The sequence below is a fragment of the Amycolatopsis sp. NPDC043887 genome (genome assembly GCF_056435665.1).
Genome location: NZ_JBWKEB010000007.1, coordinates 173,064 through 198,237, shown reverse-complemented (window position 1 = coordinate 198,237; position 25,174 = coordinate 173,064). Strand labels below are relative to the sequence as shown.

At 69.4% G+C, this 25,174-nt stretch carries 25 protein-coding genes; 7 read left to right on the top strand and 18 right to left on the bottom strand.

Annotated elements, in window-relative coordinates:
- Positions 1-514 precede the first annotated feature (514 nt).
- Positions 515-1,633: an erythromycin esterase family protein gene (locus AC069H_RS20225; RefSeq protein ID WP_478233391.1), complete on the top strand. Its 1,119-nt coding sequence runs from the start codon at positions 515-517 to the stop codon at positions 1,631-1,633.
- Between the two features lie 175 nt (positions 1,634-1,808).
- Here AC069H_RS20225 and AC069H_RS20220 read toward each other — a convergent pair whose 3' ends face one another.
- Both AC069H_RS20220 and AC069H_RS20215 read right to left on the bottom strand, forming a co-directional pair.
- Positions 1,809-4,778 (bottom strand): AfsR/SARP family transcriptional regulator, encoded by a 2,970-nt coding sequence (locus AC069H_RS20220; RefSeq protein ID WP_478233390.1) that lies wholly within the window; start codon positions 4,776-4,778, stop codon positions 1,809-1,811.
- Positions 4,779-4,864: 86 nt separating this feature from the next.
- Positions 4,865-5,575 (bottom strand): DJ-1/PfpI family protein, encoded by a 711-nt coding sequence (locus tag AC069H_RS20215; RefSeq protein ID WP_478233389.1) that lies wholly within the window; start codon positions 5,573-5,575, stop codon positions 4,865-4,867.
- Positions 5,576-5,673: 98 nt separating this feature from the next.
- On the opposite strand from AC069H_RS20215, the gene AC069H_RS20210 reads away from it, so the two are divergent.
- The 3 genes from AC069H_RS20210 (at position 5,674) to AC069H_RS20200 (ending at position 8,379) form a co-directional block, all read left to right on the top strand.
- A complete protein-coding gene (locus tag AC069H_RS20210) occupies positions 5,674-6,651 on the top strand; it encodes a GlxA family transcriptional regulator (protein WP_478225955.1) in 978 nt (325 codons plus the stop codon).
- A 41-nt stretch (positions 6,652-6,692) separates the two neighbouring features.
- Positions 6,693-8,099: a YibE/F family protein gene (locus tag AC069H_RS20205; RefSeq protein ID WP_478233388.1), complete on the top strand. Its 1,407-nt coding sequence runs from the start codon at positions 6,693-6,695 to the stop codon at positions 8,097-8,099.
- Between the two features lie 88 nt (positions 8,100-8,187).
- Positions 8,188-8,379, top strand: a complete 192-nt coding sequence (locus tag AC069H_RS20200; RefSeq protein ID WP_478233387.1) for a hypothetical protein — start codon at positions 8,188-8,190, stop codon at positions 8,377-8,379.
- A 60-nt stretch (positions 8,380-8,439) separates the two neighbouring features.
- Here the strand turns inward: AC069H_RS20200 and AC069H_RS20195 are convergent, their stop codons facing one another.
- Together AC069H_RS20195 and AC069H_RS20190 are read right to left on the bottom strand one after the other, a co-directional pair.
- A complete protein-coding gene (locus tag AC069H_RS20195) occupies positions 8,440-9,096 on the bottom strand; it encodes a hypothetical protein (RefSeq protein ID WP_478225953.1) in 657 nt (218 codons plus the stop codon).
- On the bottom strand, positions 9,096-9,704 hold the full coding sequence (locus AC069H_RS20190) for an MBL fold metallo-hydrolase (protein WP_478225952.1): 609 nt from the start codon (positions 9,702-9,704) through the stop codon (positions 9,096-9,098). The genes AC069H_RS20195 and AC069H_RS20190 overlap by 1 nt, the downstream gene beginning before the upstream one ends.
- Before the next feature lie 156 nt (positions 9,705-9,860).
- On the opposite strand from AC069H_RS20190, the gene AC069H_RS20185 reads away from it, so the two are divergent.
- Together AC069H_RS20185 and AC069H_RS20180 are read left to right on the top strand one after the other, a co-directional pair.
- Positions 9,861-10,718: a peptidylprolyl isomerase gene (locus AC069H_RS20185; RefSeq protein ID WP_478225951.1), complete on the top strand. Its 858-nt coding sequence runs from the start codon at positions 9,861-9,863 to the stop codon at positions 10,716-10,718.
- Position 10,719: 1 nt separating this feature from the next.
- Positions 10,720-11,505: an aminotransferase class IV family protein gene (locus tag AC069H_RS20180; protein ID WP_478233386.1), complete on the top strand. Its 786-nt coding sequence runs from the start codon at positions 10,720-10,722 to the stop codon at positions 11,503-11,505.
- Between the two features lie 87 nt (positions 11,506-11,592).
- Here AC069H_RS20180 and AC069H_RS20175 read toward each other — a convergent pair whose 3' ends face one another.
- The 9 genes from AC069H_RS20175 to ruvC all read right to left on the bottom strand — a co-directional run bounded on the left by AC069H_RS20175 (position 11,593) and on the right by ruvC (position 21,377).
- The gene (locus AC069H_RS20175; RefSeq protein ID WP_478233385.1) at positions 11,593-12,372 is read right to left on the bottom strand and encodes an enoyl-CoA hydratase/isomerase family protein; all 780 of its coding nucleotides are present in this window, start codon (positions 12,370-12,372) and stop codon (positions 11,593-11,595) included.
- 30 nt (positions 12,373-12,402) lie between these two features.
- On the bottom strand, positions 12,403-14,733 hold the full coding sequence (locus AC069H_RS20170) for a RelA/SpoT family protein (RefSeq protein ID WP_478225948.1): 2,331 nt from the start codon (positions 14,731-14,733) through the stop codon (positions 12,403-12,405).
- 78 nt (positions 14,734-14,811) lie between these two features.
- Positions 14,812-15,330, bottom strand: coding sequence for an adenine phosphoribosyltransferase (locus AC069H_RS20165; protein ID WP_478225947.1), 519 nt, complete (start codon positions 15,328-15,330; stop codon positions 14,812-14,814).
- Between the two features lie 108 nt (positions 15,331-15,438).
- Positions 15,439-16,581: a protein translocase subunit SecF gene (secF, locus tag AC069H_RS20160; protein ID WP_478226161.1), complete on the bottom strand. Its 1,143-nt coding sequence runs from the start codon at positions 16,579-16,581 to the stop codon at positions 15,439-15,441.
- Between the two features lie 56 nt (positions 16,582-16,637).
- On the bottom strand, positions 16,638-18,335 hold the full coding sequence (secD, locus tag AC069H_RS20155) for a protein translocase subunit SecD (protein WP_478233384.1): 1,698 nt from the start codon (positions 18,333-18,335) through the stop codon (positions 16,638-16,640).
- A gap of 232 nt (positions 18,336-18,567) precedes the next feature.
- Positions 18,568-18,966, bottom strand: coding sequence for a preprotein translocase subunit YajC (yajC, locus tag AC069H_RS20150; protein ID WP_340681465.1), 399 nt, complete (start codon positions 18,964-18,966; stop codon positions 18,568-18,570).
- Positions 18,967-19,111: 145 nt separating this feature from the next.
- Positions 19,112-20,188 (bottom strand): Holliday junction branch migration DNA helicase RuvB, encoded by a 1,077-nt coding sequence (gene ruvB, locus AC069H_RS20145; RefSeq protein WP_478225944.1) that lies wholly within the window; start codon positions 20,186-20,188, stop codon positions 19,112-19,114.
- An 8-nt stretch (positions 20,189-20,196) separates the two neighbouring features.
- On the bottom strand, positions 20,197-20,796 hold the full coding sequence (gene ruvA / locus AC069H_RS20140; RefSeq protein WP_125683140.1) for a Holliday junction branch migration protein RuvA: 600 nt from the start codon (positions 20,794-20,796) through the stop codon (positions 20,197-20,199).
- A complete protein-coding gene (gene ruvC, locus AC069H_RS20135) occupies positions 20,793-21,377 on the bottom strand; it encodes a crossover junction endodeoxyribonuclease RuvC (protein ID WP_340681463.1) in 585 nt (194 codons plus the stop codon). Before ruvC ends, ruvA begins: the two co-directional genes overlap by 4 nt.
- 78 nt (positions 21,378-21,455) lie before the next feature.
- Between ruvC and AC069H_RS20130 the strand changes: the two genes are divergently transcribed.
- On the top strand, positions 21,456-21,908 hold the full coding sequence (locus AC069H_RS20130; protein WP_478233383.1) for a cupin domain-containing protein: 453 nt from the start codon (positions 21,456-21,458) through the stop codon (positions 21,906-21,908).
- Between the two features lie 82 nt (positions 21,909-21,990).
- On the opposite strand, the gene AC069H_RS20125 is transcribed toward AC069H_RS20130, so the two are convergent.
- The 5 genes from AC069H_RS20125 to AC069H_RS20105 all read right to left on the bottom strand — a co-directional run bounded on the left by AC069H_RS20125 (position 21,991) and on the right by AC069H_RS20105 (position 25,107).
- A complete protein-coding gene (locus AC069H_RS20125) occupies positions 21,991-22,521 on the bottom strand; it encodes a DUF4262 domain-containing protein (RefSeq protein ID WP_478233382.1) in 531 nt (176 codons plus the stop codon).
- A 67-nt stretch (positions 22,522-22,588) separates the two neighbouring features.
- Positions 22,589-23,338, bottom strand: a complete 750-nt coding sequence (locus tag AC069H_RS20120; RefSeq protein ID WP_470226705.1) for a YebC/PmpR family DNA-binding transcriptional regulator — start codon at positions 23,336-23,338, stop codon at positions 22,589-22,591.
- A gap of 51 nt (positions 23,339-23,389) precedes the next feature.
- A complete protein-coding gene (gene pdxT, locus AC069H_RS20115) occupies positions 23,390-24,019 on the bottom strand; it encodes a pyridoxal 5'-phosphate synthase glutaminase subunit PdxT (protein ID WP_125788094.1) in 630 nt (209 codons plus the stop codon).
- Positions 24,020-24,073: 54 nt separating this feature from the next.
- Positions 24,074-24,394 carry an AzlD domain-containing protein gene (locus tag AC069H_RS20110; RefSeq protein WP_005159089.1) on the bottom strand — a complete coding sequence of 107 codons (321 nt, stop codon included), beginning with the start codon at positions 24,392-24,394 and terminating at the stop codon, positions 24,074-24,076.
- Complete coding sequence (locus tag AC069H_RS20105) at positions 24,394-25,107, bottom strand: AzlC family ABC transporter permease (RefSeq protein WP_148116051.1); 714 nt, start codon at positions 25,105-25,107, stop codon at positions 24,394-24,396. Before AC069H_RS20105 ends, AC069H_RS20110 begins: the two co-directional genes overlap by 1 nt.
- Positions 25,108-25,174: the final 67 nt, after the last annotated feature.

Sequence of the window (25,174 nt, the reverse complement as noted above, 5' to 3'; positions counted from 1 at the left end):
GGGGGGGGGGGGGGGGGGGGTGGGGGGTGGTGTTGGGGGGCCAAAACCAAAACCCCCCCCCACGACCCCCTCGTGAACGCAGTCGGCTCCCGTCTGCCAGGACAACCGAGCGCGTGACCTGCGGCAATCCTCACCGCTTACGACCAAGACCCCCATCCACGATCAACTTAAGCCACGTGACATTGCGCTCTAACCGTCCTTGCCACTCACGGCAGTGACCCTCCACGTTCCGGCGCCCTAGGTACCTGACGGACCCCTTCATGTATTGCGGAAGGCGCGAAGGTCGAGTTTCCTCGGCTGAGCCGAGGGAAGGGTCATTCACGCGCCGCTGGGCGCAGGTGGGGCGAACGTGACGATCGTCGAGTCCGTGAAGGCCTCCTTCCCCACTTTCAGGGTAGGGATGGAGGCCTTCACGGACAGACATCCTGACGCCACGTTTGAAGCTTCTGAGACAGGTCGCCAGGAGAGAGCGACCGAAGTTTCAACCGAAGAATCAACGATACGCTTGAATCTCATGAGTCAAGACATCCGAGACTTCGTGACCCCCTCCTGCGACCTGCTCGCCCTGGGCGAGCCGACGCACGCGACCCCGGTCTTCGCGGACGTCCGCAACGCGCTGTTCGCCCAGCTGGTCGACCGCGGCTTCCGCTCGATCGTCCTCGAAACGGATCGCGTGGCCGCGCTCGTCGCGAACGACTTCGTCCGGGATGGCACCGGAACCCTCGACCTCGCGATGAGCGAAGGCTTCTCGCACGTCTTCGGCACTGTGGAGGCGAATAGGCGACTGATCGCCTGGATGCGCGAGTTCAACGAAAACCGGCCGCCCGAGGAGCGGCTTTCGTTCCACGGCTTCGACACCCAGACCGAGAACACTTCCGCGCCCAGCCCGCGGCCCTACCTCGAGTACGCCCGCGATTTCCTTGGCTTCGACGTGGACATCGCGGGCCCGGCGGGCGACGACGAACGCTGGGGCCGCACGGAAGCCGTCATGGACGCGGCTTCGTCGCCCGGTGCCACGGCCGACGCCTACCGGCTGCGCGCGATCGCGGCCGACCTGCTCGCCGCGCTCCGCTCTCGGAAACCGGAACCGGTCACGGACGACTGGTCGCGGGCGGAGATCCACCTCATGGCGGGCATCGATCTGCTGCGCTATCACCGGCAATGCGCCGAACCGCTGGAGCCGCACGAGCGCTACGCGCCCCTCGTCGCGACCAGGGACGCCATCATGGCGCGGAACCTGCTGGACATCCGCGCCTCCGAAGCCTGCCGAGGCCGGACGCTGGTCTTCGCCCACAATCTGCACCTGCGCCGCCAGGCGAGCACGATGCGGGTGGCGGGGACGGAGACCACCTGGTTCCCCGCCGGTGCGCTGGTGGCTCCGCTGCTCGGTGACCGCTACGTCTTCGTCGCGACGAGCCTCGGCCGAAGCGAGGCCATAGCGCTTGAGGAGCCGGAGCCCGATACCTACGAAGGGTTCCTTCAGAAGCACGTCACCACGGACTGGGGCCTGCTCACCGCATCCGAAGTCCCGCCCGCGAGCGTCCGGACCGACCTCACCCCGCGGCAGGGTTACTTCCCGCTCGACCAAGGGATCCTGAACGACGCGGACGCGATTCTGCACGTCCGGTCCTAGCAGTCGAACCGGGTGACGCCTCCTGCCCTCGGAAGGCGTCACCCGGCCACGAGTACGCGCCGCCACCCCCAGTGCCGCTAATCCGGGGCGGCGCGAAGTCCGCTCACTTGAGCCGGAGTCAACACTTCGGTGCCATAACTTCGCCAAACGCCGCGGCCGGCGGTCGTCCCCCGGGCTAGGCCGAGGTCGCCCCGAAGCGGATCTTCGTCAAGGCTTCACGAGCCCGGTCCCGCTGGCGTCCGCTCTGATCCACGGCGGAAAGGTCCTTGAGCGCGCGCAATTCCCACACCGGGAAGCCCAGTTCCCGGAACAGCCCCGCCGCGGTCCGGAGCCCTTCGGCGGCTTCGGTCGCGACGCCTTCGTCGGCCCGCAGACGCCCGAAGCTGAGCAGGGCGTATCCACCGCCCCGGCGGTCTCCGAGGTCACGGAAGGTGCTCATCGCCAGGCTCAGGTGCTCGGCGGCGCGGCCGTGTTCACCCGCCAGGCGTAGCGATTCGCCGAAGCTCCGGTGCGTATAGGCGGCGGCATGCCGGTGCCCGACGTATTCGAACAGCTCCAGCGACCGCGAGAGGCATCGTTCGCTCTCCCCCGCGTCACCGGTCTTCGCGTGGAGATCGCCGAGGCTTCGGAGGACGTGCGCCTCCCAATGGCGTTCACGCGAGCTGCGCGTGCCGATCAGCGCGCTCGTCAGCAGCTCGCCTGCCTCGTCCATGCGGCCGTTCCGGCGCAGGACGTCGGCGTACCGCTTGGCGGACCTGTCGTGCTGCCGCCCGTCCTCACAATGGAGCGCGAGCAGCAGGCTCGCGTCGAAACATTCCTTCGCCCGGCGGAATTCGCCGAGGTCGTCCCACAGCGAGCCGAACTGGGCCGACGCCGTCGCCTGCCCGGCGAGGTCACCGCAATCCCGCAACAGGTCCAATGCCTCTCGCAGCGCGCGGACCGCCGCGCCAGTCCGCCCGGAGTCCGCGTCGACGTCGGCGAGCGCGATGAGCGCGACCCCGGTGCCCGGATGGTCACCCACGGAGCGGAACCTGCCCTCCGCCAACGAGAAACAGGTCCGCGCCCGCGCCAGATCCCCCGCGTCGGCGTGGGCGTGCCCGAGCTTGAGCAGTTTCCCCGCCTCCGCGGGAAGATCGACACGATCACGCACGATGCCGAACCCGAGCCACGCCGGAGATCCGCCCTTCCTCGGGCCGACTAGATCGCTGTAGGCGTCGGCCAGCCGCATGGCCAGCTCGGTCCAACCGTGGTTCTTCGCGGTTCGGACGGCGAGCGCGAGGTTCGCGGATTCCACGTCACGCCAGCCGATCGGGTCGGCCGCGACGCGGTCCGAAACCGCCGCCGGGACGTCCGCTCGCCGAGACGGCGGGTACTTGGCGCCGAGGGCGGCGGAAGCGTGTTCGGCCGACGCCGCCATGACCGTCAGCGCGCGTCGGAGGGCTCCCGGATCCGGCGGTTCCCGGAGCGCGAGCCGGATCAGGCCCGGTAGCCGGTACCGGAGGACGCCCATTCGATCGGGCTCGGCCTGCAGCAGGTGGTCGTCCACCAGTTCATCGAGCAGTTCGGCCGCCTCGACGGCCGAACGGCCGAGCATGGCGGCCGCGAACCAGCCTGCGAACTCGGTGGCACCGGGGAAACCGAGTAATCGCAAGGATTCCCGCTGTCGTGGCGACAGCTCGGCGAGGGCGTCGGCGAGCACCGGCCGGACGGCGAGGTCACCGGCGGCGAGTTCGTCGAGACGCAGGCGCTCGTTCTCCAGGCGCGCCGCGCACTCGGCGACGCTCAGCCTCGGCCGCTGCAGCAGCTTCATTCCCGCGGCCCGCACCGCCAGCGCGAGACCGTCGCAGCAGGCCAGCACCCGGCGGACGGCTTCGGGTTCAGCGGACAACCGGGCCTCTCCGGCGATCGCGCCGAGCAGGTCCCGTGACTCCGCGTCGGGCAGCGCGCCGACTTCGACGGGCCTGGCGCCGACGAGCCCGGCCAGCCGCCGCCGCGTCGTGACGATCGCCGCGCAGCCGGGGCCGCTCGGCAGCAGCGGCCGCACCTCGGCCTCGGACCGGCAGTTCTCGAGGATCACCAGCAGCCGCCGGTCCGCGGTGTGGCTCTGCCACAACGAGATCCGCCCCGCCCGGTCGGCGGGGATCTCCGCTTCGGCGAGGCCGAGCGCGCGGAGGAAACCGGCGAGCACGTCGCCGGTTTCACGCAGATCGGCGACGAGCTGACCGTCCGGGAACCGCTTGCGCACCCGCCACGCGGCCTGGACGGCCAGCGCGCTCTTCCCCGACCCCGCCGCGCCATGGAGCACGACCGGCGCCGGACCGCGCAGCGCGCGTCCCACGTCCGCCAGTTCCCTGGTCCTGCCGGTGAAATCCGGCGTCGCCGGCGGCAGACGGCACGGCGCGCCGCCGCCCGCGGACCAGCCGGTGCCCGCGATCCGGCGACGGACCGCGAGCAGGTCCTCCCCCGGCGAGACACCGGCGTGTTCCCACAACGCCTGACGGCACCGGTCGAGGGCGGCCAGCGCCGCGTCCCGCCGCCCGAGCCCGTGCAGCGCCTCGGCCAGCCACCCGGCCAGGCGCTCGTCACCCGGCCGGGTGGCCAGTTCGGGTCCCAGCCGGTCGGCGACCGCTTTGTGGTCACCGGCCGCCAGTTCCAGCTCCACGAGCTTGCCCAGTACCGAACACCGCTGGTCCTCGAGCCACAGCCGGTGCGCCTCCACCAGCGGACCGGCCGGAACGTCGGCGAAGGCCCGGCCACGCCACAACCCCAGCGCCCGTTCGAGCAACACCCTGCGCTCGGCACCGGTCGCCTTCGCGGCCGCGGCGGTCAGTTCGGAGAATGCCGTGACGTCCAGCTCCCCGTCCGAGACGGTCAGCCGGTAGCCGCTCCGGCCGGACCGCAGCCGCTGCCGGACGTCGTCCACCGGCACGCCGGTGGACAACGCCTTGCGCAGCTTGGAGACCGCCATCTGCACGACCGCGGCGGCACTCGACGGCGGTCCCTGCGGCCAGAGTTCGTCCACGAGGGTGTCCCGGTGGACGAACTCGTTCGGCCTGGCCAGGAGCACCGCGAGCACCCGGCGGGGCTGAGCCGCCGAAGGCAGCGGGACCGAGGCCGCGAGCGGGCCGAGCACCTTGAACTCCACGAACCACCTATCACCTGGACGGATGACCCAGAATGTAACCCGGCGCCGTCCCCGTGACAGCGACTTCTCACCCGGATGGCCGCCTTCTACTTCCCGGTGTGCGCGAGCAGCCTGTCCCGCAACGCGGGCTCGTCCGCGAGTGCCTCGTTCAACGTGTGCTCCAGAAGAGGCTTGAGATCCCCGTACGGCCGCTTCGACCAGTCGAGCGGGCCCTGCGGCGGCTCGGGGTCGTATTCGATGACGAACTGGATCGTCCGGGCGATCTCGGCGCCGACGAGCCGCTCGACCAGGTGCAGCGCGAGGTCGATTCCCGCCGACACCCCGGCAGCGGTGATCACGTTCCCGTCCTCGACCCAGCGCTCGGCGACGGGCTCCGCGCCGAAAGCGCCCAGCAGTTCACGGAACATCCAGTGCGTCGCGGCTTTGCGGCCCTTCAGCAGTCCGGCCTGCCCCAGCAGCAGCGATCCCGTGCACACCGAGGTCACGAGTTCCGCGTTCGCCGCGGCGGTCCGCAGGTACCCGACCAGTTTCTCGTCGGCGAGCGCCTTCAGCGTCGGCGCGGCGCCACCGGGCACGAGCAGCGCGTACGGCGACGGGACTTCGTCGTAGGTGTGGGTCGCCACGAGCTTCAGCGGGTTGTCGGTGGTGACCGCGTCCTTCGTCTCACCGACCACGACCGTCCGGTACTCCTGTGCCGTGCTCGCCATCCCGTCCAGCACGGTCAGCGGCCCGACCATGTCCAGCGGGGTCATCCCCGGGTACACCACGAACGCGATCGTCTTCTTGTCGTCTGTCATGGGACAACGGTGTCGCAGGCGCGGGACCGCGGTGGCCCGGATGTCCGGATTCCTGCGAACAACGTCCGACGGCCGGGCACTACTGGTAGCGTTCGATCATGCCGGGTTCACCCAGACGAGTGTTGATCGTCGGTTACAGCAACGCCGAGTTGCTCGACATCGCCGGTCCGTCGGACGTCCTGGACGCCGCGACCAAACTCGGCGGCAAGCCGGGGTACGAGATCATGCTCGCGAGCGTCGACGGGCGCGGTATCCGCTGCGAGTCCGGGCTGACGCTGCAGGCCCAGCACCGGCTCGACCAGGTGACCGGCGAACTGGACACGCTGATCGTCGCGGGCGGCACCGGGCACGAGGCGGCCGCCGCCGACCAGAGGGTCGTCACCCATGTCCGCAGGCTCGCGCAGCAGAGCCGTCGCGTCGCTTCGGTGTGCACCGGCGCCACGGTCCTCGCCGCGTGCGGGCTGCTCAACGGGCGGCGCGCCACCACGCACTGGCGGTTCGCGAACCGGCTCGCGACGAGCTACCCGCAGGTGAACGTGGATCCGGTGCCGCTGTACGTGCGCGACGGCAACGTCTACACGGCGGCGGGGGTCACCAGCGGGATCGACCTCACCCTCGCGTTCGTCGAGGCCGACCACGGCCCGAGCGTGGCCAGGGAGGTCGCCCGCATGCTGGTGACCTACCTGCAGCGGCCGGGCAACCAGGCGCAGGTGAGCATGTTCCTGTCCGGCCCGCCGCCCGAGAACCGGCTCGTCCGCGACATCACCGCGTACGTGGCGGAGCACCTGGCCGACGATCTCGGCACCGCCGTCCTCGCCGAACGGGCCGGGATCAGCACCCGGCAGCTGACCAGGCTCTTCGACGCCCACCTGAGCACCACGCCCAGCAGGTACGTGCGGGCGGCGAGGACCGAAAACGCCGCGAAACTCTTGTGCGGCACCGAACTCCCGCTGACGTCGATCGCGAGGCGATGTGGTTTCGGTTCGACCGAGACACTGCGCCAGGCCTTCCTCGATCACTTCGACACCCCGCCTTCGGCCTATCGCCGTGTCCACCTTCGGCAGGCGTTCGGCTAGGCCGTGTGCGGCGCGCGGCGCGGACTGTGGAGGATATGCGGGTGAACCGCCGCGACCTCTCCGACGACGACACCGGCCCGATTCGCCGGGTAACGGACACCCAGTCCGATCGTTCGCCCGGAACGTCCCGTTCGCCGCGCCGGACTCCCCCGCCCGAGGGGGCGCGGCACTCCCGTCCCCCGGCACAGCGGCCGCGTCAGGCGGAATCGGGCAGACGTCGCGCCCCGGAACCGAAGCCCGAACCGGTCGGTCACGGGCATTCGCACGGCCACGGGCCGGCGGCACCCGCGTCGCACCGGGTCCGGCTCCTGCTGATGTGGCTGCTGATCCCGCTCGCCGTCGCCACCGTCGTCGGCATGATCGTGCTCTACCCGTGGGGCGAGGATCCGGCGAAAAGCGTCTTCCCCCAGGGAACCCCGGTGGACGCGACGGTCGCCAAGACGATCACCGGCCCGTGTCTCGCCGAAGGGCAGGTGCAGGTCGGCGAACCGCCGCCGGACGCGAAGCCGTGTCTCACCAGTGAGCTGACGATGACCGACGGCCCCGGGGCCGGGAAGTCGTTGAAGCTGACGCTTCCCATCGAGCCGAGCACACCGCGGTTCGCCGCGGGCGACGAGGTGGTGCTGTCCTACAACGGCGGCGACGTCGCGAACCCGGCGTCATTCCAGATCGTCGATTTCCAGCGCGGTACGCCGTTGCTGCTGCTCGCCGGGCTGTTCGCGCTCGCGGTGATCGTGCTGGGCCGGTGGCGGGGTCTCGCGGCGCTGGTCGCGCTGGGGCTGAGCTTTTTGGTGCTCGCGTTCTTCGTGCTGCCGTCGATCCTCGCCGGGGAAAGCCCGCTGCTGGTGGCGATCGCGGGCGCGGGCGCGATCATGTTCGTCGCGCTGTACCTGACGCACGGGCTGTCCGCGAGAACCTCGGTGGCGGTGCTGGGCACCTTGGTGAGCCTGGTCCTGATCGGTGTCCTGTCCGCGATCTTCTCGGCCGCGGCGTCGCTGACCGGGCTCGACGACAGCACCTCGCAGCTGATCGGGTCGCTCGGGCACGGGATCGACGCGCGTGGTCTGCTGCTGGCGGGCGTCGTGATCGGCGCGCTCGGCGTGCTGGACGACGTCACGGTGACGCAGACGAGCGCGGTGTGGGAGCTCCGGCGGGCGAATCCGTCGCTCGGCTGGCGTGAGCTGTACGGCGCGGGCCTGCGGATCGGCCGCGACCACGTCGGCTCGGCGGTCAACACGCTCGTGATGGCGTACGCGGGGGCGGCGCTGCCGGTGCTGCTGTACACGTCGCTTTCCGGAGTCGGGCTCGGCTCGATCCTCGGCGCGGAGAACATCGCGCAGGAGATCATCAGGACGCTGGCCGGAAGTGTCGGCATCGTCGCGGCGGTCCCGGTCACCACCGTGCTGGCGGCGCTGATCGCCTCGCGGGAGCCCCAAGAGTCCCTGTAACCACAAGCGCGAGCCCGCCGCGCGATCACGGGCCGGAGTCGGGTACGAAGAGGCCGCACCCGAGGTTCGCCGCGTGATCGGAGGGGCCATGTTCGACGTTTTCGACGCTGCGTTCGCCGTCCCCAGACAGCTGACCGCCGTCGCACGGCGCGTGCTCGTCTCGACGCGGGAAGCCGTCGAGGCGGTGCCCAAGATCGCCGCCGCGGGCGAGTTGCCGGAGATCGTCTACCAGCTGGAGGAGATCAAGGTGCGGCTGGAGACCCGCACCGAAGCCTCGTGAGTGTTTAGGACGGTTCTAACCGTCCTAAACACTCACGAGGCCGAACGTCTCCCGCGAACTTCAGTCCAGCGTCGCCACGAACCGGCTGACCGCCTCCATCGTGAACCGCTGGATGTACTTCCCGGCGGGCGCCGCCGAGGCGAGCCGGTAGAGCGGCCGCTCCGCCGCCGCGTCCCCGCGCGCCTCCGATTTCAGCTGGGCCACCAGCAGTTCGGAGAACACCAGGCCGTTCGCCTCGGTGTTGTTCAGCAGCGCGTTCGCCAGCTTGCGCAGCTGCAGGATGCCCAGTTCCCGGCCGCCCGCACCGGAATAGACGGCCAGGTCGACCTTCGCGACCTTGCGACGCTTGCCGGCGTTGACCAGCAGGCTGACCGTCCGGGTGCCGCGCACGTCGCTGATCACCAGGTCGATGCGCTCGGCCGCGGTCAGGTCGATCCGCCGCACACCCCAGGTCCGCACGATGAGCGTGTCGCTTTCGAGCCAGACGCGGCGGCGCAGGTTGTAGAACATGACGTAGAGCAGCGGTACCGCGATCACGCCGGCGACCACCAGCCCGGCGATCTCACCGCCGATCAGTCCCGCGATCCCGCCGAACGCGGCCGCGAAGATCACGACGCCGGCGACGCTGGAGCAGCCGCGCCTGCGGCGCAGCTTGGGGTCGTCGTGGAACAGCGGGAGACGTTCGGGGGTCTCCGGGGTCCCGGTCGGCTCGGTCATCACACGCCCGTCCCGGCCAGGAACGGGTTCCCCGCCCGCTCCTGCCCGATCGTGGTGGCCGGGCCGTGGCCCGGGAGGACGACGGTGTCGTCGGGCATCGTCATCACCTTGGCGCCGAGCGATCGCACGAGTTCGGCGCCGTCCCCGGCGGACCGGCCGATCGAACCGGCGAACAGGCTGTCCCCGGTGAGCACGATCCGGCCGCCCTCGGCGGAGGTCAGCCCGAACACCACCGAACCGGCGGTGTGCCCCGGTGTACCGGAGACCGTGATCTCCAGTCCGGCCAGCCCGAGCGGGCCATCGGCGAGTGGCACGATCCCGTCCTTCCGTTCTCCGGCGTCCCGGCCCAGGAGTGGCCGGTCCGCCTCGTGCAGATAGAGAGGTATTCCGTGGCGCGCACCGATCTCGTCCGCCGAAGCGACGTGATCGGGGTGGCCGTGGGTGGCGAGCATCGCGACCGGCGTCAGGCCGTGCGTGGAAAGCGCGGCCTCGAGCGGTTCGACGACGTCCTCCCCGGGATCGACGATCACGCACTCCCCGCCGCCTTCAGGGGCGAGCAGGTAGCAGTTGGCTTCGAGGGGGCCTGCCGGAAAACCGACAACCAGCACGAAACGCCTCCTCAGTTCTTCCGCCGAACAGGTGACAGGATGGCCCTGATCACGATCAAGTAAGCCTAGCGGCCCCTGTACGGGGGCCTCACAGGCTGTGCCAATAGACTCCCGCTACCTCAGACGTGTGACATCGAGTGGAAACCGGGAGGGCGGGTGCCGACCAACCAGCAGCGCCGCGAAGCCGCGAAGCGCAAGCTCGAGCGACAGATCGTGCGACGGGCCGAACAGGCCAAGCGGCGCAGGATCGTCGGCTCGGTAGCGGTCGTCGGTGTCGTCGCCATCGTGGCGGGCGCGGTGTGGTGGATCGTCAGCAGCAACAGTGGTGACGATGCCGCCTCCGACGCTTCCCCCAGTTCGGCTCCTCCGACCCCCGAGGTCACTATCCCCACGGAGCGCACTCCGATGCCGAAGCGGCCGACGCCGCTGGCGAACCCGGTGGCCTGTGACTACAAGGACGACACCAGCAAGCCGGCTTCGAAGAAGGTGAACAAGCCGGAAGGCAAGGACGTCTCCTCGAACGGCACGGTGAACGTCGTGCTGAAGAGCACCGCGGGCGACATCCCGCTGACGCTCGACCGGGCGCTCGCCCCGTGTGCCGTGCAGAGCTTCATCAGCCTCTCGCAGCAGGGCTACTTCAACGACACCAAGTGCCACCGGCTCGGCACCACCGGCCTGCAGATGCTGCAGTGCGGTGACCCCGAGGCCAGCGGCATGGGCGGCCCGGGCTACACCATGCCGGACGAGGCGTTCAAGGAGATCAAGTACGGCCGCGGCATCCTCGCGATGGCGAAGACGCAGCAGCCGAACTCCGGTGGCAGCCAGTTCTTCATGGTCTACGGCGAGGCCGAACTGTCCCCGGACTACTCGGTCTTCGGCAGCATCTCCGACGAAGGCCTGAAGGTGCTCGACAAGGTCGCCAAGGCGGGCGCGAACGCGCAGGCCGGCAACGGCGACGGCACCGGCCCGCCCAACACCGAGGTCAAGTTCACCGGCGTCACGGTCAACGCCTGACGTGAAGCTGGAAGTCAACGGCGCTCCCGCCCGGTCGGAAGACCTGGCGGGAGCGTTCGGCTATGGCCACTTCACCGCGATGCAGGTCCGCGGCGGCAAGGTCCGCGGTCTGGACGTCCACCTTCGCCGTCTCGCGACGAGTACGCGGCGCATGTTCGCCCACGACCTCGACACCGAGGCGGTGCGCGGGTACGTACGGCAGGCCATCCGGGGTGAAGACGCGTTGTCCGTGCGGGTGCTGATCTTCTCCCGGGCGTTGGACTGGTCCGATCCCGGCGCACCGGCGGCACCGGATGTCCTCGTCCGGATCGGGCCGCCCCGAGAGCACGAGATGACATCGTTGCGCCTGCGATCCGTGCGCTACGAGCGGGTGCTCCCGGAGGTCAAACACGTCGGTACGTTCGGACTGCTCCACCACACGCGCGAGGCGAAGCTGGCGGGATACGACGACGCGCTGTTCGTCGACTACCAGGGCCGGGTCAGCGAGGCGTCGATCTGGAACGTCGGTTTCCTCGAAGGCGGCACTGTGGTCTGGCCGCAGGCCCCGGTGCTCGACGGCATCAGCCAGCAACTCGTGCGTCGCGGCCTCGAGCGCAACGGAATCCCCCAGGAGATCCGCGACGTCCGCCCCGCCGATCTGCCGGGGTTCGACGCCATGTTCTTGACCAACTCGGAGTCGATCGGCTGGCCGGTGGCATCTGTGGACGACGTCGTGCTGCCGTTCGCGCCGGAGACCGGCCGGATCCTCGCCGAAGCGTACGAAAGCAATCCCTGGGACGAGATCTAGTTCGCCCCGGATTCGGGTCCGTGAAGGCCTCCTTGCCTACCCTGAAGGTAGTGAAGGAGGCCTTCACGGCGAAGCGGCTCGGATCGCTCAGCGGTAGGTGAACTTCGGCGGCCGCCGCGCCAGAAACGCGGCCACTCCCTCTGCGTAGTCCTCGCCGTGCAGGGCACCGAGCCGGATCTCGTCGACCTCGGCATCGGATTCCTGCTGTCCTGCCACGATCTTCTCGATGATCCGGTTCATCCCGCGCACCGATGCCTGCGAACGCGAAGCCAGCGTGTCGACGAACTTCCCGGTCGCGGCCTCCAGCTCATCGGCCGGGAAGACGTCGTTCAGCAGCCCGATCTCCCGCGCCCGCCGCGCGTCGACGAGTTCACCCGAGAGCAGGAAGTACTTCGCGTGCGCCGGGCCGACCAGTGAGACCAGCTGCCGGGTCGAGTCGAAGTGGTAGACGATCCCGAGCTTCGACGGCGTGATGCCGAAGCGCGCGCCCTCGGCGGCGAAGCGGAAGTCGCAGGCGACCGAGATCTGGCATCCGCCGCCGATGCAGTTGCCCTGGATGATGGCGACGGTCGGCTTCCGCGACGCCGTCAGCGCCGCCACCGCGCCGTCGACGGCCTTGTCGTAGGTCTCGGCCGCGTCGGCGGTGGATCGCAGCTCCTGGAACTCGCTGATGTCCGCGCCCGCCGAGAAGTGCGCGCCCGCGCCGGTCAGCACGAGGACCTTGATCGCCGGGTCCGCCTCGACCCGCGCCACAACGTCCGGGATCGCCGACCACATCCCGTAGGTGATCGCGTTCATCTTCTCCGGCCTGGTGAACGTCAGCCGCGCGACCTCGCCGTCGCGAGTGAACTCGAACCCGTCAGTCATGTTCCGAACCTAACCGGATGCCGCGGGCGATCACGAAGCCGAAGTGACCCGATACACGTCGTAAACGCCTTCGACACCTCGGACCACCTTCAGCACGTGTCCGAGGTGCTTCGGGTCGCCCATCTCGAACGAGAACCGGCTGACCGCCACCCTGTCGCGTGACGTCGTGACCGACGCGGACAGGATGTTGACCTTCTCGTCCGCGAGCACCTTCGTGACGTCCGAGAGCAGGCGGTGCCGGTCCAGCGCCTCGACCTGGATCGCGACAAGGAATACCGAGGACGCCGACGGCGCCCACTCGACCTCGACGAGCCGTTCCGGCTGAGCCCGCAGGTCGTCGGCGTTGGTGCAGTCGGTCCGGTGCACGCTGACACCGCCACCGCGGGTGACGAAACCGAGGATCTCGTCACCGGGCACCGGCGTGCAGCAGCGGGCGAGCTTCGCCCAGACGTCGCTGGCGCCCTTCACCACGACACCGACGTCGTTCGAACCGCGGCGGCGGGTGACCGTGGACGGTGTCGCGCGCTCGGCGAGTTCTTCCTCCGCCTCGTCGACCCCGCCGATGAGCGCGACGAGCCGCTGCACGACGTGCTTCGCGCTGGTGTGGCCCTCGCCGACGGCCGCGTACAGCGAACTGATGTCGGGATGCCGCAGTTCGGTGGCGACCGCGCCCATCGATTCGGCGGAGACCAGCCGCTGGATCGGGAGGCCGACCTTGCGGACCTCCTTGGTGATGGCCTCCTTGCCGCCTTCGATCGCCTCGTCGCGGCGTTCCTTGGCGAACCACTGCCGGATCTTCGCGCGGGCCTTGGGCGAGCCGGCGAACTGCAGCCAGTCGCGGCTCGGACCCGCCGTCTCGGCCTTCGAGGTGAAGATCTCGATGACCTCGCCGTTCTCCAGCTTGCGCTCGAGGGCGACGAGCCTGCCGTTGACGCGGGCCCCGATGCAGCGATGCCCGACCTCGGTGTGCACGGCGTAGGCGAAGTCGACCGGCGTCGAATCGACCGGCAGCGTGATCACGTCACCCTTGGGCGTGAACACGAAGATCTCGCGCGAGGCGAGCTCGTAACGCAGTGACTCGAGGAAGTCCCCCGGGTCCGCCGCTTCACGCTGCCAGTCGAGGAGCTGGCGCATCCACGCCATCTCGTCGACATCCATGGCGTTCCCGTTGTGGGTGCCCTTGGTTTCCTTGTACCGCCAGTGCGCGGCGATGCCGTATTCGGCGGTGCGGTGCATCTCGTAGGTCCGGATCTGGACTTCCAGCGGTTTGCCGTCCGGCCCGATCACCGTGGTGTGCAACGACTGGTACACACCGAACCGAGGCTGCGCGATGTAGTCCTTGAACCGGCCGGGGACCGGCTGCCACAGCGCGTGGACGACACCCATCGCGGCGTAGCAGTCGCGGACGTCCTCGACCAGGATGCGCACACCCACCAGGTCGTGGATGTCGTCGAGGTCGCGGCCGCGGACGATCATCTTCTGGTGGATCGAGTAGTAGTGCTTCGGCCTGCCCTCGACCTTGGCGGTGATCCGCGAGCCTTCGAGATTGCCGGTCAGCTCGGTGATCACCGACCGCAGGTACGTGTCGCGCGAAGGCGCGCGATCGGCGACCAGGCGGACGATCTCGTCGTACTTCTTCGGCTGCAGGATGGCGAAGGCCAGATCCTCCAGCTCCCATTTGACCGTCGCCATGCCGAGCCGGTGCGCCAGCGGGGCGAGGACCTCCAGGGTCTCGCGAGCCTTGCGGGCCTGCTTCTCCGGCGGCAGGAAGCGCATCGTGCGCATGTTGTGCAGCCGGTCGGCCAGCTTGATGACCAGCACGCGCGGGTCGCGCGCCATCGCGATGACCATCTTGCGGATGGTCTCGGCCTCGGCGGCCGTGCCGAGCTTGACCTTGTCCAGCTTGGTGACGCCGTCGACGAGCTCGCCGACCTTCTCGCCGAAGTCGGCCTTCAGGCTCTCCAGCGAGTAGCCGGTGTCTTCGACGGTGTCGTGCAGTAGCGCCGCGACCAGCGTCGTGGTGTCCATGCCGAGCTCGGCGAGGATGGTCGCGACCGCGAGCGGATGCGTGATGTACGGGTCACCGGACTTGCGCCGCTGCTCCCGGTGGAGCTCTTCGGCGACGTCGTAGGCGCGCTGCAGCTGCGCGAGATCCGCGTTCGGATGCAGCTCGCGGTGGATGACGGCGAGCGGTTCGAGAACCTGCTTGACCGGCGCGGCGCGCTGTGCGGTGATCCGGCGGGCGAGGCGGGCGCGGACACGGCGCGTCGCGGACGGCGTCGGCGCTGCCCCCTGTCGCGCCGCACCGTTCTGCTCGGTGCCGTCCTTCGAGGACACCGCGGCATCGAGCTCTTGGCTCACCCGCACCTCCTGCGCTTCGTGCGGCCTTCGGACATCAAGGGTAACCGCTCCCCCTCGCGGCCCACTTGGTACGCCCGCTCAACACACCCGGAGGGCCTCCACACGACGCCCCTCAAGCACGGAACGACCACCGAGCGCGCCGAGTTCCATGACCACCGAAACCCCGGTGACCTGCGCCTTCGCGTCCTCCAGCAGCTTGCAGGTGGCCGCGACCGTGCCACCGGTCGCGAGGACGTCGTCGAGGACCGCGACACGCTGGCCGGGCCCGACCACGCCTTCGGGGAGTTCGACGGTCGCGGTGCCGTACTCCAGCGTGTAGCCGACCCTGCCCGCGACCCGGGGCAGCTTGCCGGGCTTGCGGATCAACGCGACGCCGAGACCGCGGGCGTAGCCGACGGCGGCCGCCAGCAGGAACCCGCGCGCTTCCACACCCGCAAGCACGTCGGCGTCGGGATCGACGGTGGCGGCCAAGCCGTCGGTGACGGCCTTGAAGCCCGCCGCGTCGGCGAACAGCGGGCTCAGGTCCCGGAACAGCACGCCGGGTTCGGGGAAGTCCGGCACGTCGGCGATGAGGTCGAGTGCCTTGTCCAGCTCCATGTACTTCCTGCTCTCCAACTCGCGTGGTGTTCGTGACCGGTCGCTATGAAGGGGCCTTTCATTGCAAATTTTGCAATGAAAGGCCCCTTCATAGCGCTGGAAAGCCGGTTACCTCTTGCGCTTGCCCGACGGACGGCCCTTGTGGGCCTTCTGGTTCCGGGCGGGGACGCTCGCCGCGGCGGCGTACGCCTTCTCCTTGCGGAGTTCGGCGGCCAAGGCGTCCTCGTCGTTCGGGTCGAAGTCGTCGTCGCGCTCGGCGGCCTTGCGGGCCTGGTTCGCGCGCCGCGAAGCGACACGATCGGCCTGCTGCCGGTACTTCGGGTCACGCATCTTGAAGTCGACCAGCAGCGGGGTGGCCAGCGCGACCGACGACAGCACGCCCACCACGGTGCCGGTGAGCTGCACGAGCGCGAGCTCCTGCAGGGTGCCGGAACCGAGCAGGAGGTACCCGATCACCAGCAACCCGAGGATCGGCAGCGCCGCGATCAACGACGTGTTGAACGAACGCATCAGCGTCTGGTTCAACGCCAGGTTCGCCGCTTCCGCGTAGGTCCGGCGGGTCAGGCCGAGCAGACCGCGCGTGTTCTCGCGGACCTTGTCGAACACCACCACCGTGTCGTACAGCGAGAACCCGAGGATCGTCAGCAGACCGATCACCGTCGCCGGCGTGACCTCGAAGCCGATCAGCGAGTAGACACCCGCCGTCACCACGATGTCGTTCAGCAGGGTGACCAGTGCCGCGGCCGCCATCCGGGGGTCGAAGTACAACGCCAGGAACAGCGTGACCGCCAGCAGGAAGACTCCGAGCGCGATCAGTGCCTGCCGGGAGATCTCCCCGCCCCAGGACGCGCTGACCGCGCTGTCACTGATCGCCTGGACGCTCGGCTGACCGCTGGATCCGATCGGGCCCAGTTCCTGGAACAGGGCCTGCTTCACCTTGGCGACCTCGGCCGCGTCCAGAGTGTCCGAGCGGAGCTGGATGGTCGACGCGACACCGGTGCCGACCTTCTGCGCCTCGTCGGCCGGCTTGCCCAGCGCGTCGGCGAAGACCTCCTTGGCCCGCTCTTCGGTGATCTGCCCACTCTTGCCGTTGGCGGGCAGCTGGATCTGGGTGCCGCCTTCGAAGTCGATGCCGAAGTTGAAGCCCTTGACCCCCATCGACGCGATGCACACCAGCACCAGCGCGCCGAAGAAGAGGTACCAGCGCTTGCGGACACCGACGACGTCGAACACGCCGGTGCCCACATACATGCGGCGGAAGACGCTCTCGTGCTGGTTCTCGGTGGTGTTCTTGTCGTCGACCACGATCACGCCTCCTTCACGTTCGTACGGCCGGGAACGGCGCGAGCGGCCTTGCGATCCGAACCCACCTGCTGCACGGCGCCGAGGCCGAGGTTCTTGGGGTTGGACAGGAACTTAGACTTGGACCGGGACACCATCGAGACCAAGGGGTGCGTGACGAGGTAGACGACCACGAGGTCGAGGACCGTCGACATGCCGAGGGTGAACGCGAAGCCCTTCACGTCACCGACCGCCAGCAGGTAGAGGATCGCCGCGGCGAGGAAGCTGACCGCGTCCGCCGCGAGAATCGTGCGCTGGGCTCGAGACCAGCCACGCGGGACCGCGGAGCGGAACGTCCTGCCCTCGCGGATCTCGTCCTTGAGCCGTTCGAAGTAGATGACGAACGAGTCCGCGGTGATACCGATCGCGATGATCAGGCCCGCCACGCCGGCGAGGTCGAGGGTGTACCCGATCCACCGCCCCAGCAGCACCAGGACCCCGTACACGATGGTGAACGACAAACCGAGCGACAGGATCGTCAGCAGGCCGAGCAGCCGGTAATAGAACATGCAGTAGATGAACACGGCCAGCAGGCCGATACCGCCGGCGATCAGGCCCGCCTGCAGCGACGCGAGACCCAGCGTCGCGGACACCGTCGTCGCGTCCGAGGACTCGAACGACAGCGGCAGCGAACCGTACTTCAGCACATCCGCCAGGTCCTTCGCCTCGGTCTGGCTGAACCGGCCGGTGATCTGGGTCTGGCCACCGAGGATCGCGGACTGGATGGTCGGTGCGGAGACGACCTGCGTGTCGAGGACGAACGCGGCCTGCTTCTGGACGTTCTTCGAGGTGAAGTCGCCCCAGATCCGGGATCCGTCACCCTTGAAGTTCAGGTTGACGACCCACTGGGAGTTCTGGGTGTCGTAGCCCGAGGACGCGTCGGAGATCTCGGTTCCGGGCAGGAACTCCGGCTCCAGCAGGTACTTCATGCTGTTCTTGTCACCGCAGGCGACCAGCGGCTTGTCGGTGAGGTCGTTGCCGACCAGCGGGTCCGCGATCTTGGGGTCGCAGTTGAGCGCCGCGAAGGCCTTCTCGGCCGCCGCGGCCTGCTTCGCCTGGTCCGTCGACAGCAGATCGGGGTTCTGCCGGAGGTTCCGGGCCTCCTCGATCTCCCTCTTCGTCTTCTCGTCCGCGTTCTCGTCCGGCTGCTGCTGCGGCGCACCGGCGGCGCCACCGCCACCATTGGCCGGGCTGCTCGGCGGGGCGCTCGCGCCCGGCGAAGCCGGCGGTGCCGAAGACGGCGTGCCGGAAGCGGGCGGCGCCGACGGCTGCGGGGCCGGGGTCACCGGCTGCGACGTCACGACCTTCCGGAAGCCCAGCTTCGCGGTCTTGCCCAGGGTCTTCGCCTGGTCGCCCTGCTCGCCGGGCACGGTGATCACGACGTTGCTGCCGTCGAGGACGACCTCGGTGCCGCTGACGCCGATACCGTTGACCCGGCGCTCGATGATCGAGCGGGCCTGTTCGAGGGACTCTCGCGGAGGGTCGCCGCCGTCGGGGTTTCGGGCGGTCAGGGTGACCCTCGTGCCGCCTTGCAGATCGATGCCGAGCTTCGGCGTCGGCTTGCCGCTACCGGTGAAGAACACCAGGGCGTACAACGCCACCACGATCAGGGCGAAGAAGGCGAGATAGCGTCCCGGGCGGAGATGCCCGGCCGGTGCGGCCACTGTGCTTCGGTCTCCTCGGACGGACTGGGTGTTCCCCAATGGACTTGGCTGTTCACCTACCGGACGGGAGTCCGGTGGTACCGCGAACCTGCCTCGATGACGATGCCCGGTGAACGGGCACGACTATGACGACGGACACGCACGCAGCACCGAGACACTACTCGGTGCTGCGTGAGCCCGGCGTTGGCCCCGCACCTACGAAAGTCTGGTGTCGGGGATGGCCTTACAACCGCTACTTCTTGCCGTGCTCCAGCGGAGGAGCGACCTGCGCGCCCGACTTCTCCTCGACGCGCTCGTCGTCCTTCGACTCGATGGCCGGCTCCTCGACGACGGCCTCGTCGTCGATCGTGTCTTCGTCGGTCTCGACGACCGGCTCGACCTTCTCGCGGACGGCCTGGCGCAGCCAGGTGGTCACGACGCCCGGAGCGATCTCGAGGTCGATCGTGGTGTCGGCGGAAGCGTCGGCGACAGACGCGTAGAGACCGGAGGTGGTCATCACCCGGTCACCGGGAGCCAGGCTCGAGAGCAGCTCCTGCTGCGCTGCCGCCGCCTTCTTCTGCTTACGGGTGCCCATGACGAGCGGAATCGCCACAACGAGCATCAGGAGCAGCGGCAGCAATAACTGGTTCATGATTCTCCATTTCGAGCGGACGCCGCGCGGTGCGCTGTTTTGTCCGGTTTGGCGGGGTGTGCTCTCTCCGAGTGTGCCAGGTGCCAGCGGAAACTCCACCACCACCCGTCGTCACCACGGGCCTCGGACCGCGTGAACGGTCCGGTCAATCCTGGTCGAACAGGTTCGGTCCGCCCTGCTCGCCGCGTGTGGCACCGGCCGGGACCGGCAGGCCGAGGTGTTCCCACGCGGCCGCTGTGGCGACCCGGCCGCGAGGAGTGCGGGCGAGCATACCGGCGCGGACCAGGTAAGGCTCACACACCTCCTCGACCGTGGTCGGTTCTTCCCCCACCGCGACGGCCAGCGTGGACACGCCGACCGGGCCGCCGCCGAAGGAGCGGACCAGCGCGGTCAGCACCGCGCGGTCGAGCCGGTCGAGGCCGAGTTCGTCGACGTCGTAGACCTCCAGCGCGGCACGCACGACCTTGCGCGTGGCATTCCCGTCCGCGCGGACCTCGGCGTAGTCGCGGACCCGGCGCAGCAACCTGTTCGCGATCCGGGGAGTGCCCCTCGATCGGCGCGCGATCTCGGCGCAGCCATCGCGGTCGATGGGGATCTCCAGGATCGTCGCCGCCCGCCGGACGACGAGTTCGAGTTCGCTGTCGCTGTAGAACTCCATCTGGCCGGTGAAACCGAATCGGTCACGCAGCGGACCGGTCAGCGCACCGGATCGCGTCGTGGCACCGACCAGTGTGAACGGCGCGATCTCCAGCGGGATGCTGGTGGCGCCGGGCCCCTTGCCGACGACGACGTCGACGCGGAAGTCCTCCATCGCGAGGTACAGCATCTCCTCGGCCGGGCGGGCGATGCGGTGGATCTCGTCGATGAACAGGACGTCGCCGGGCGCCAGGTTCGACAGCATCGCGGCCAGGTCGCCCGCGCGTTCCAGCGCTGGTCCGGAGGTGATGCGGATGGCGGCGTTGAGTTCGGCGGCGACGATCATCGCCATACTCGTCTTGCCCAGCCCCGGCGGACCGGAGAGCAGGACGTGATCAGGCGGGACACCCCGGCGTCGCGCGCTTTCCAGGACGAGTTCGAGCTGTTCACGCACCCGTGGCTGGCCGACGAACTCTTCCAGCTTGCGAGGGCGCAGCGTGGTCTCGACCTCGCGTTCGCCGGTCTGCGGCAGCGCCGAAAGCGTCTCGTCGTCGGCGTCGAATTCCGTCACGGCCTCATAGTCCATGTGGCCGGTTACCGCTTACGCCCGAGGGTGGCCAACGCGGCGCGCAGCACGGACGAGGTCGTGTGGCCTTCGCCCTCGCCGAGCACCTTGTCGACGGCCTGTTCGGCCTGTTTGGCCGGGAACCCGAGACCCGCGAGCGCCTCGACGACCTCGCCCCGCAGCGCGCCGGGCGCGACGACCGCCGGGGAGCCGTCCGTCGGCCCCGCGAGCGCGGTGACCTTGTCCCGGAGTTCGAGCGTGAGCCGCTCGGCGCCCTTGCGGCCGATGCCGGGCACCTGGGTGAGCACGGTGATGTTGCCTTCGACCAGCGCGGAGCGCAGCTTGTCGGGATCGAGGACGGCCAGTGTCGCGAGCGCGAGCCGCGGACCGATCCCGGAGACCGTCTGCAGCAGGCCGAACAGTTCGCGGGCGTCCGCGTCGGCGAAACCGAACAGCGTCAAGGAATCCTCGCGGACCACGAGCGCGGTGTGCAGCATCGCCTCCTCGCCACGGCGAAGCGTCGCGAGGGTGGCGGGGGTGGCCTGCACGGCGAAGCCCACTCCCCCGACCTCGATCACGACGTGGTCGAGACCGATGGAGAGGATTTCACCGCGTACCGAGGAGATCATCGAGCCGCTCCCTGCGTCTTTGCTTGTTTGGCCGCGGCGGCGAGCCTGGCCTTGTGGTTCTTGGCGATCTCGGCGGCCCTGGCCTCGGCTTCGGCGAGCCGGACCCGCATCGGTTCGCGCCACAGATGGCAGATGGCGAGCGCGAGCGCGTCCGCGGCGTCCGCCGGATGCGGTTTGACCTCGAGGCCGAGCAGCCGCATGACCATACCGGTGACCTGCGCCTTGTCCGCGCGGCCGGAGCCCGTGACGGCGGCCTTGACTTCACTTGGGGTGTGGAACACGACCGGCAGCCCGCGTTTGGCCGCGGCGAGCGCGACGACACCGCCCGCCTGCGCGGTGCCCATCGCGGTGCGCACGTTGTGCTGCGCGAAGACCCGCTCGACGGCGACGGCTTCGGGCTTGTAGCGATCCAGCCACCGCTCGACGGCATCGGAAATCCCCAGCAGGCGTACGGAAAGATCGGCGTCCGGCGGGGTGCGCACGACGTCGACGGCCACGGCGCGGACGGTGCGGCCCGTGCCGCCGTCGACCACTCCGAGCCCGCACCTGGTCAGACCGGGGTCGACCCCGAGTACCCGCACGCGTTTCCCTCCGCCGCTCCAGCGAACATCCGTTCGAGGCTGAGGCTACCCGGAGCCACCGCCGGGCAAGATGAGGACATGCCGAGCCTCGACGAGTTCACCGTTCATCTGGGTCTCCAGCCGCTGCCCGTGGAAGGTGGCCGCTGGGCACAGAGTTGGCGCGACGAGACCGCTTCGGCGATCTACTATCTGCTGGCGCCTCCGGAAACGTCGGCGCCGCACCGGCTGGACCGGCTGGAGATCTACGCGCACCACGCCGGGGCGCCGGTGCGGATGCTGCTGTTGTTCCCGGACGGGCGGATCTCGCGGCCGGCGCTGGGGCCGGACGTCGCGGCCGGTCAGCGTCCGCAGGTGGTGGTGCCCGCCGGGGTGTGGCAGGCGTCGGTGAGCACCGGTGAGTGGAGCCTGGTCGGGACGGTGGTGGTACCGCCTTATACGGACGACTGCGTGGAGTTCCGGTCCGCGGCGGCTTTGGCCGCTGAGTGGCAGGAGGCGGCTGAGGATCTGGCGCCCTGGCTGGAGCACCCCTGAAATCCGTGAAGGCCTCCTTCACTACCTTCAGGGTAGGTAAGGAGGCCTTCACGGACTTGCGATCAGCACGCGCAGTGGTGACTCAGGGGCCATCGACGCCCGGCTTCCAGCTCTCCGGGTCACCGGATTCGGTCAGCACCGGCTGGTACCGCGCGAAGCCCTCGGGCGCGTCCGGATGCCACGGGAAGTGCCCGTCCGGTGTGGCGACGATCAGCTGCAGCGCCGGGAAGTCCCCGTCCGGGTAGATCAGGAACGCGCTCCCGAAGTACTCGGGATAGTGCCCCTTCGCGACCCGTTCGAAGACCACCGGCGCGCCCTCGAAGAAATCGTCGTACTGCTTGCCGACCTCGAAGATCTCGCCGGCGGCCGCGCGGTCCACGTAGGCGTCGAGCAGGACCGGCCCCATGTTCCCGGGCAGTCCGATCACGACCGCTTCCGCGACGTTGTGCAGCGCCCAGGCGCACGCGGTGAAGCAGAAGGCCGCTTCCTCCTCGTCGCCTTCGACGGCGATGACCGCGTTCCCTCTCGCCTTCGCCTGCGCCTCGATCCACTGGATGAGTTCGGTTTCTTCGGCGGTGAGGGCGTCGGCTTCGGAGGTCGTCACGCGCGACATTGTGCCCCACGCGAGCGCCCGCACCTAGCCCCGGGACCGATTTTCCGCGGCATGGCGGGAAAATCGATCAGCCGACTTCCGCCATGACCTCGTCCGACACATCGAAGTTCGCGTACACGTTCTGCACGTCGTCGCAATCCTCGAGCGCGTCGATGAGCTTGAAGACCTTCTTCGCGCCCTCGACGTCCAGCGGGACACTGACCGACGGCAGGAAGGTGAGATCCGCGGACTCGTACTCGAAACCGGCTTCCTGCAAGGCTTTCCGGACCGGGACGAGGTCGGTCGCCTCGGAGACGATCTCGAAGTTCTCGTCGAGGTCGTTCACCTCCTCGGCACCCGCATCGAGCACGGCCATGAGGACGTCGTCCTCGGCCGCGTCACCCTTGGGCATGATCACGACGCCCTTGCGGTTGAACATGTAGGCGACCGAGCCCGGGTCGGCGAGCGAGCCGTTGTTCCGGGTGAGCGCGGTCCGCACCTCCATGGCGGCGCGGTTCTTGTTGTCGGTGAGGCATTCGATCAGCACGGCCACCCCGTTCGGGCCGTAGCCCTCATAGGTGATGGTCTGCCAGTCGGCGCCACCGGCCTCTTCACCGGCGCCGCGTTTGCGGGCGCGCTCGATGTTGTCCTGCGGGACCGAGTTCTTCTTGGCCTTCTGGATGGCGTCGTAGAGCGTCGGGTTGCCGTCCGGGTCGCCACCGCCGGTCCGGGCCGCCACCTCGATGTTCTTGATCAACCGGGCGAAGAGCTTGCCGCGCTTCGCGTCCAGGTTGGCCTTCTTGTGCTTCGTGGTGGCCCACTTGGAGTGGCCGCTCATCTCTCCTCCATCTACTCCTGTGCCCGCCGCTGAGCACAGTGTCGGTTTTGCTTAAGCCTGCCGCACGAGGTCGACGAACAGCCTGTGCACGCGTTCGTCCCCGGTGAGTTCGGGGTGGAACGACGTGGCGAGTACCGCCCCCTGCCGGACCGCGACGATCCTAGCGGCCGCGTCGTCCGAGCCCGGCATTTCGGGGACACTGGCGAGTACCTCGACCCCGTCGCCCGCCTTTTCGACCCACGGGGCCCGGATGAACACAGCATGCACCGGGCCGCCTTCGACGCCGGTGAAGTCGAGGTCGGCTTCGAAGGAGTCCACCTGCCGCCCGAACGCGTTGCGCCGGACGACGACGTCGAGCCCGCCGAGTTGCCGCTGATCAGGCCGCCCGTCGAGGGCTTGGCGGGCGAGCAGGATCATCCCGGCGCAGGAGCCGAACGCGGGCATCCCGTCCGCGATGCGCTCGCGCAGCGGCTCCAGCAGTTCGAAGGTCTCCAGCAGCCTCGACATGGTGGTCGACTCGCCGCCCGGCAGCACCAGACCGTCCACTTCGGACAGTTCGCTCGCGCGGCGGACCGGCAGCGCACGCGCGCCGGCGCGTTCCACCATCGCGGCGTGCTCCCGCACGTCGCCCTGCAGTGCGAGCACGCCGACCACCGGCCGTGCCCCCGTCGCGATCGCCACCCGACCTCCCGAAAGACCTTCCCCTTAGCTTAGGCGCCTCGAGGAAGGACCAGGTCAGGGGACCCCGGCCAGCCGCAGCAGGGCGGCGGTCGCGGCCGCCGCGACGACGACCAGCGCGAACGGCGCTTTGCGCCAGGCGAGCACGCCGCCGACCAGCACCCCGGCGGGCCGGGCGTAGCCGGCGAACTCGTGTCCCTCGGTGAGCGCGGCGACCGCGACCAGCGCGGCCAGCAGGACGACGGCCGAACGCGCCATCAGTTTCTCGGCCTTGGGCGACACGGTGAACCGCGCCTTCAGGACCGGTCCGGCGAACCGGAAGGCGAAGGTCCCGGCCGCGAGCACGCCGCCGGCGATGATCAGGTCCAGCGGGTCCATCAGTGCACTCCCTCGGGTTCACGTTCGGCGGGTTCCTTCGCGGCCACTCCGGCCAGCACGCCGACCAGCGCGAGCAGCACCGGCAGCCCCGCGGGCAGGAACGGCGTCGTGGCCAGCGCGACGGCCACGCCGACGAGCACCGGCAGCCGGGCGGCACGGTCGCGCAGCGACGGCAGGACCAGCGCGAGCAGGACCGCCGGGAAGGCCGCGTCGAGACCGAAGGCGTCGGTGTCGCTGATCGCAGTCCCGGCGTAAGCCCCGGCGAGGACGCCGACGTTCCAGCACACGAACAGCCCGATTCCGCACACCCAGTACGCCGCCTTGCGCCGCTCCTCGTCTCGCTGGGCCAGCGCGAACGCGACCGATTCGTCGATCATCAGGTGGCTGCCGACGATCCTCGACGACCATCGTTTGCCAAGGACGTCGCCGATCGCGAAGCCGAACGGCAGATGCCGCGCGTTGGCGAGCAGCCCCGCCGCGACGGCCGCGACCGGGCTGCCCCCGGCGGCGATGATGCCGACGAACATGAACTGCGAGGCGCCCGCGAAGACCAGCACCGAAAGCAGCATCGGCGCCCAGATGGGGAAGCCGGAGCCCACCGCGATCGCGCCGTAGGAGATGCCGACAATGGTGTCGGCGAGGCAGACCAGCCCGATGTCGCGGAGAAGATCGCGCCCCAGGACACGAGTGGTTGTTCGCCATATCGAACGCATAGCGTCATACAATGAACGAACGCAGCCGTGTTCGTCAAGGCGAACGCAACGACCGATGGAGCGAACG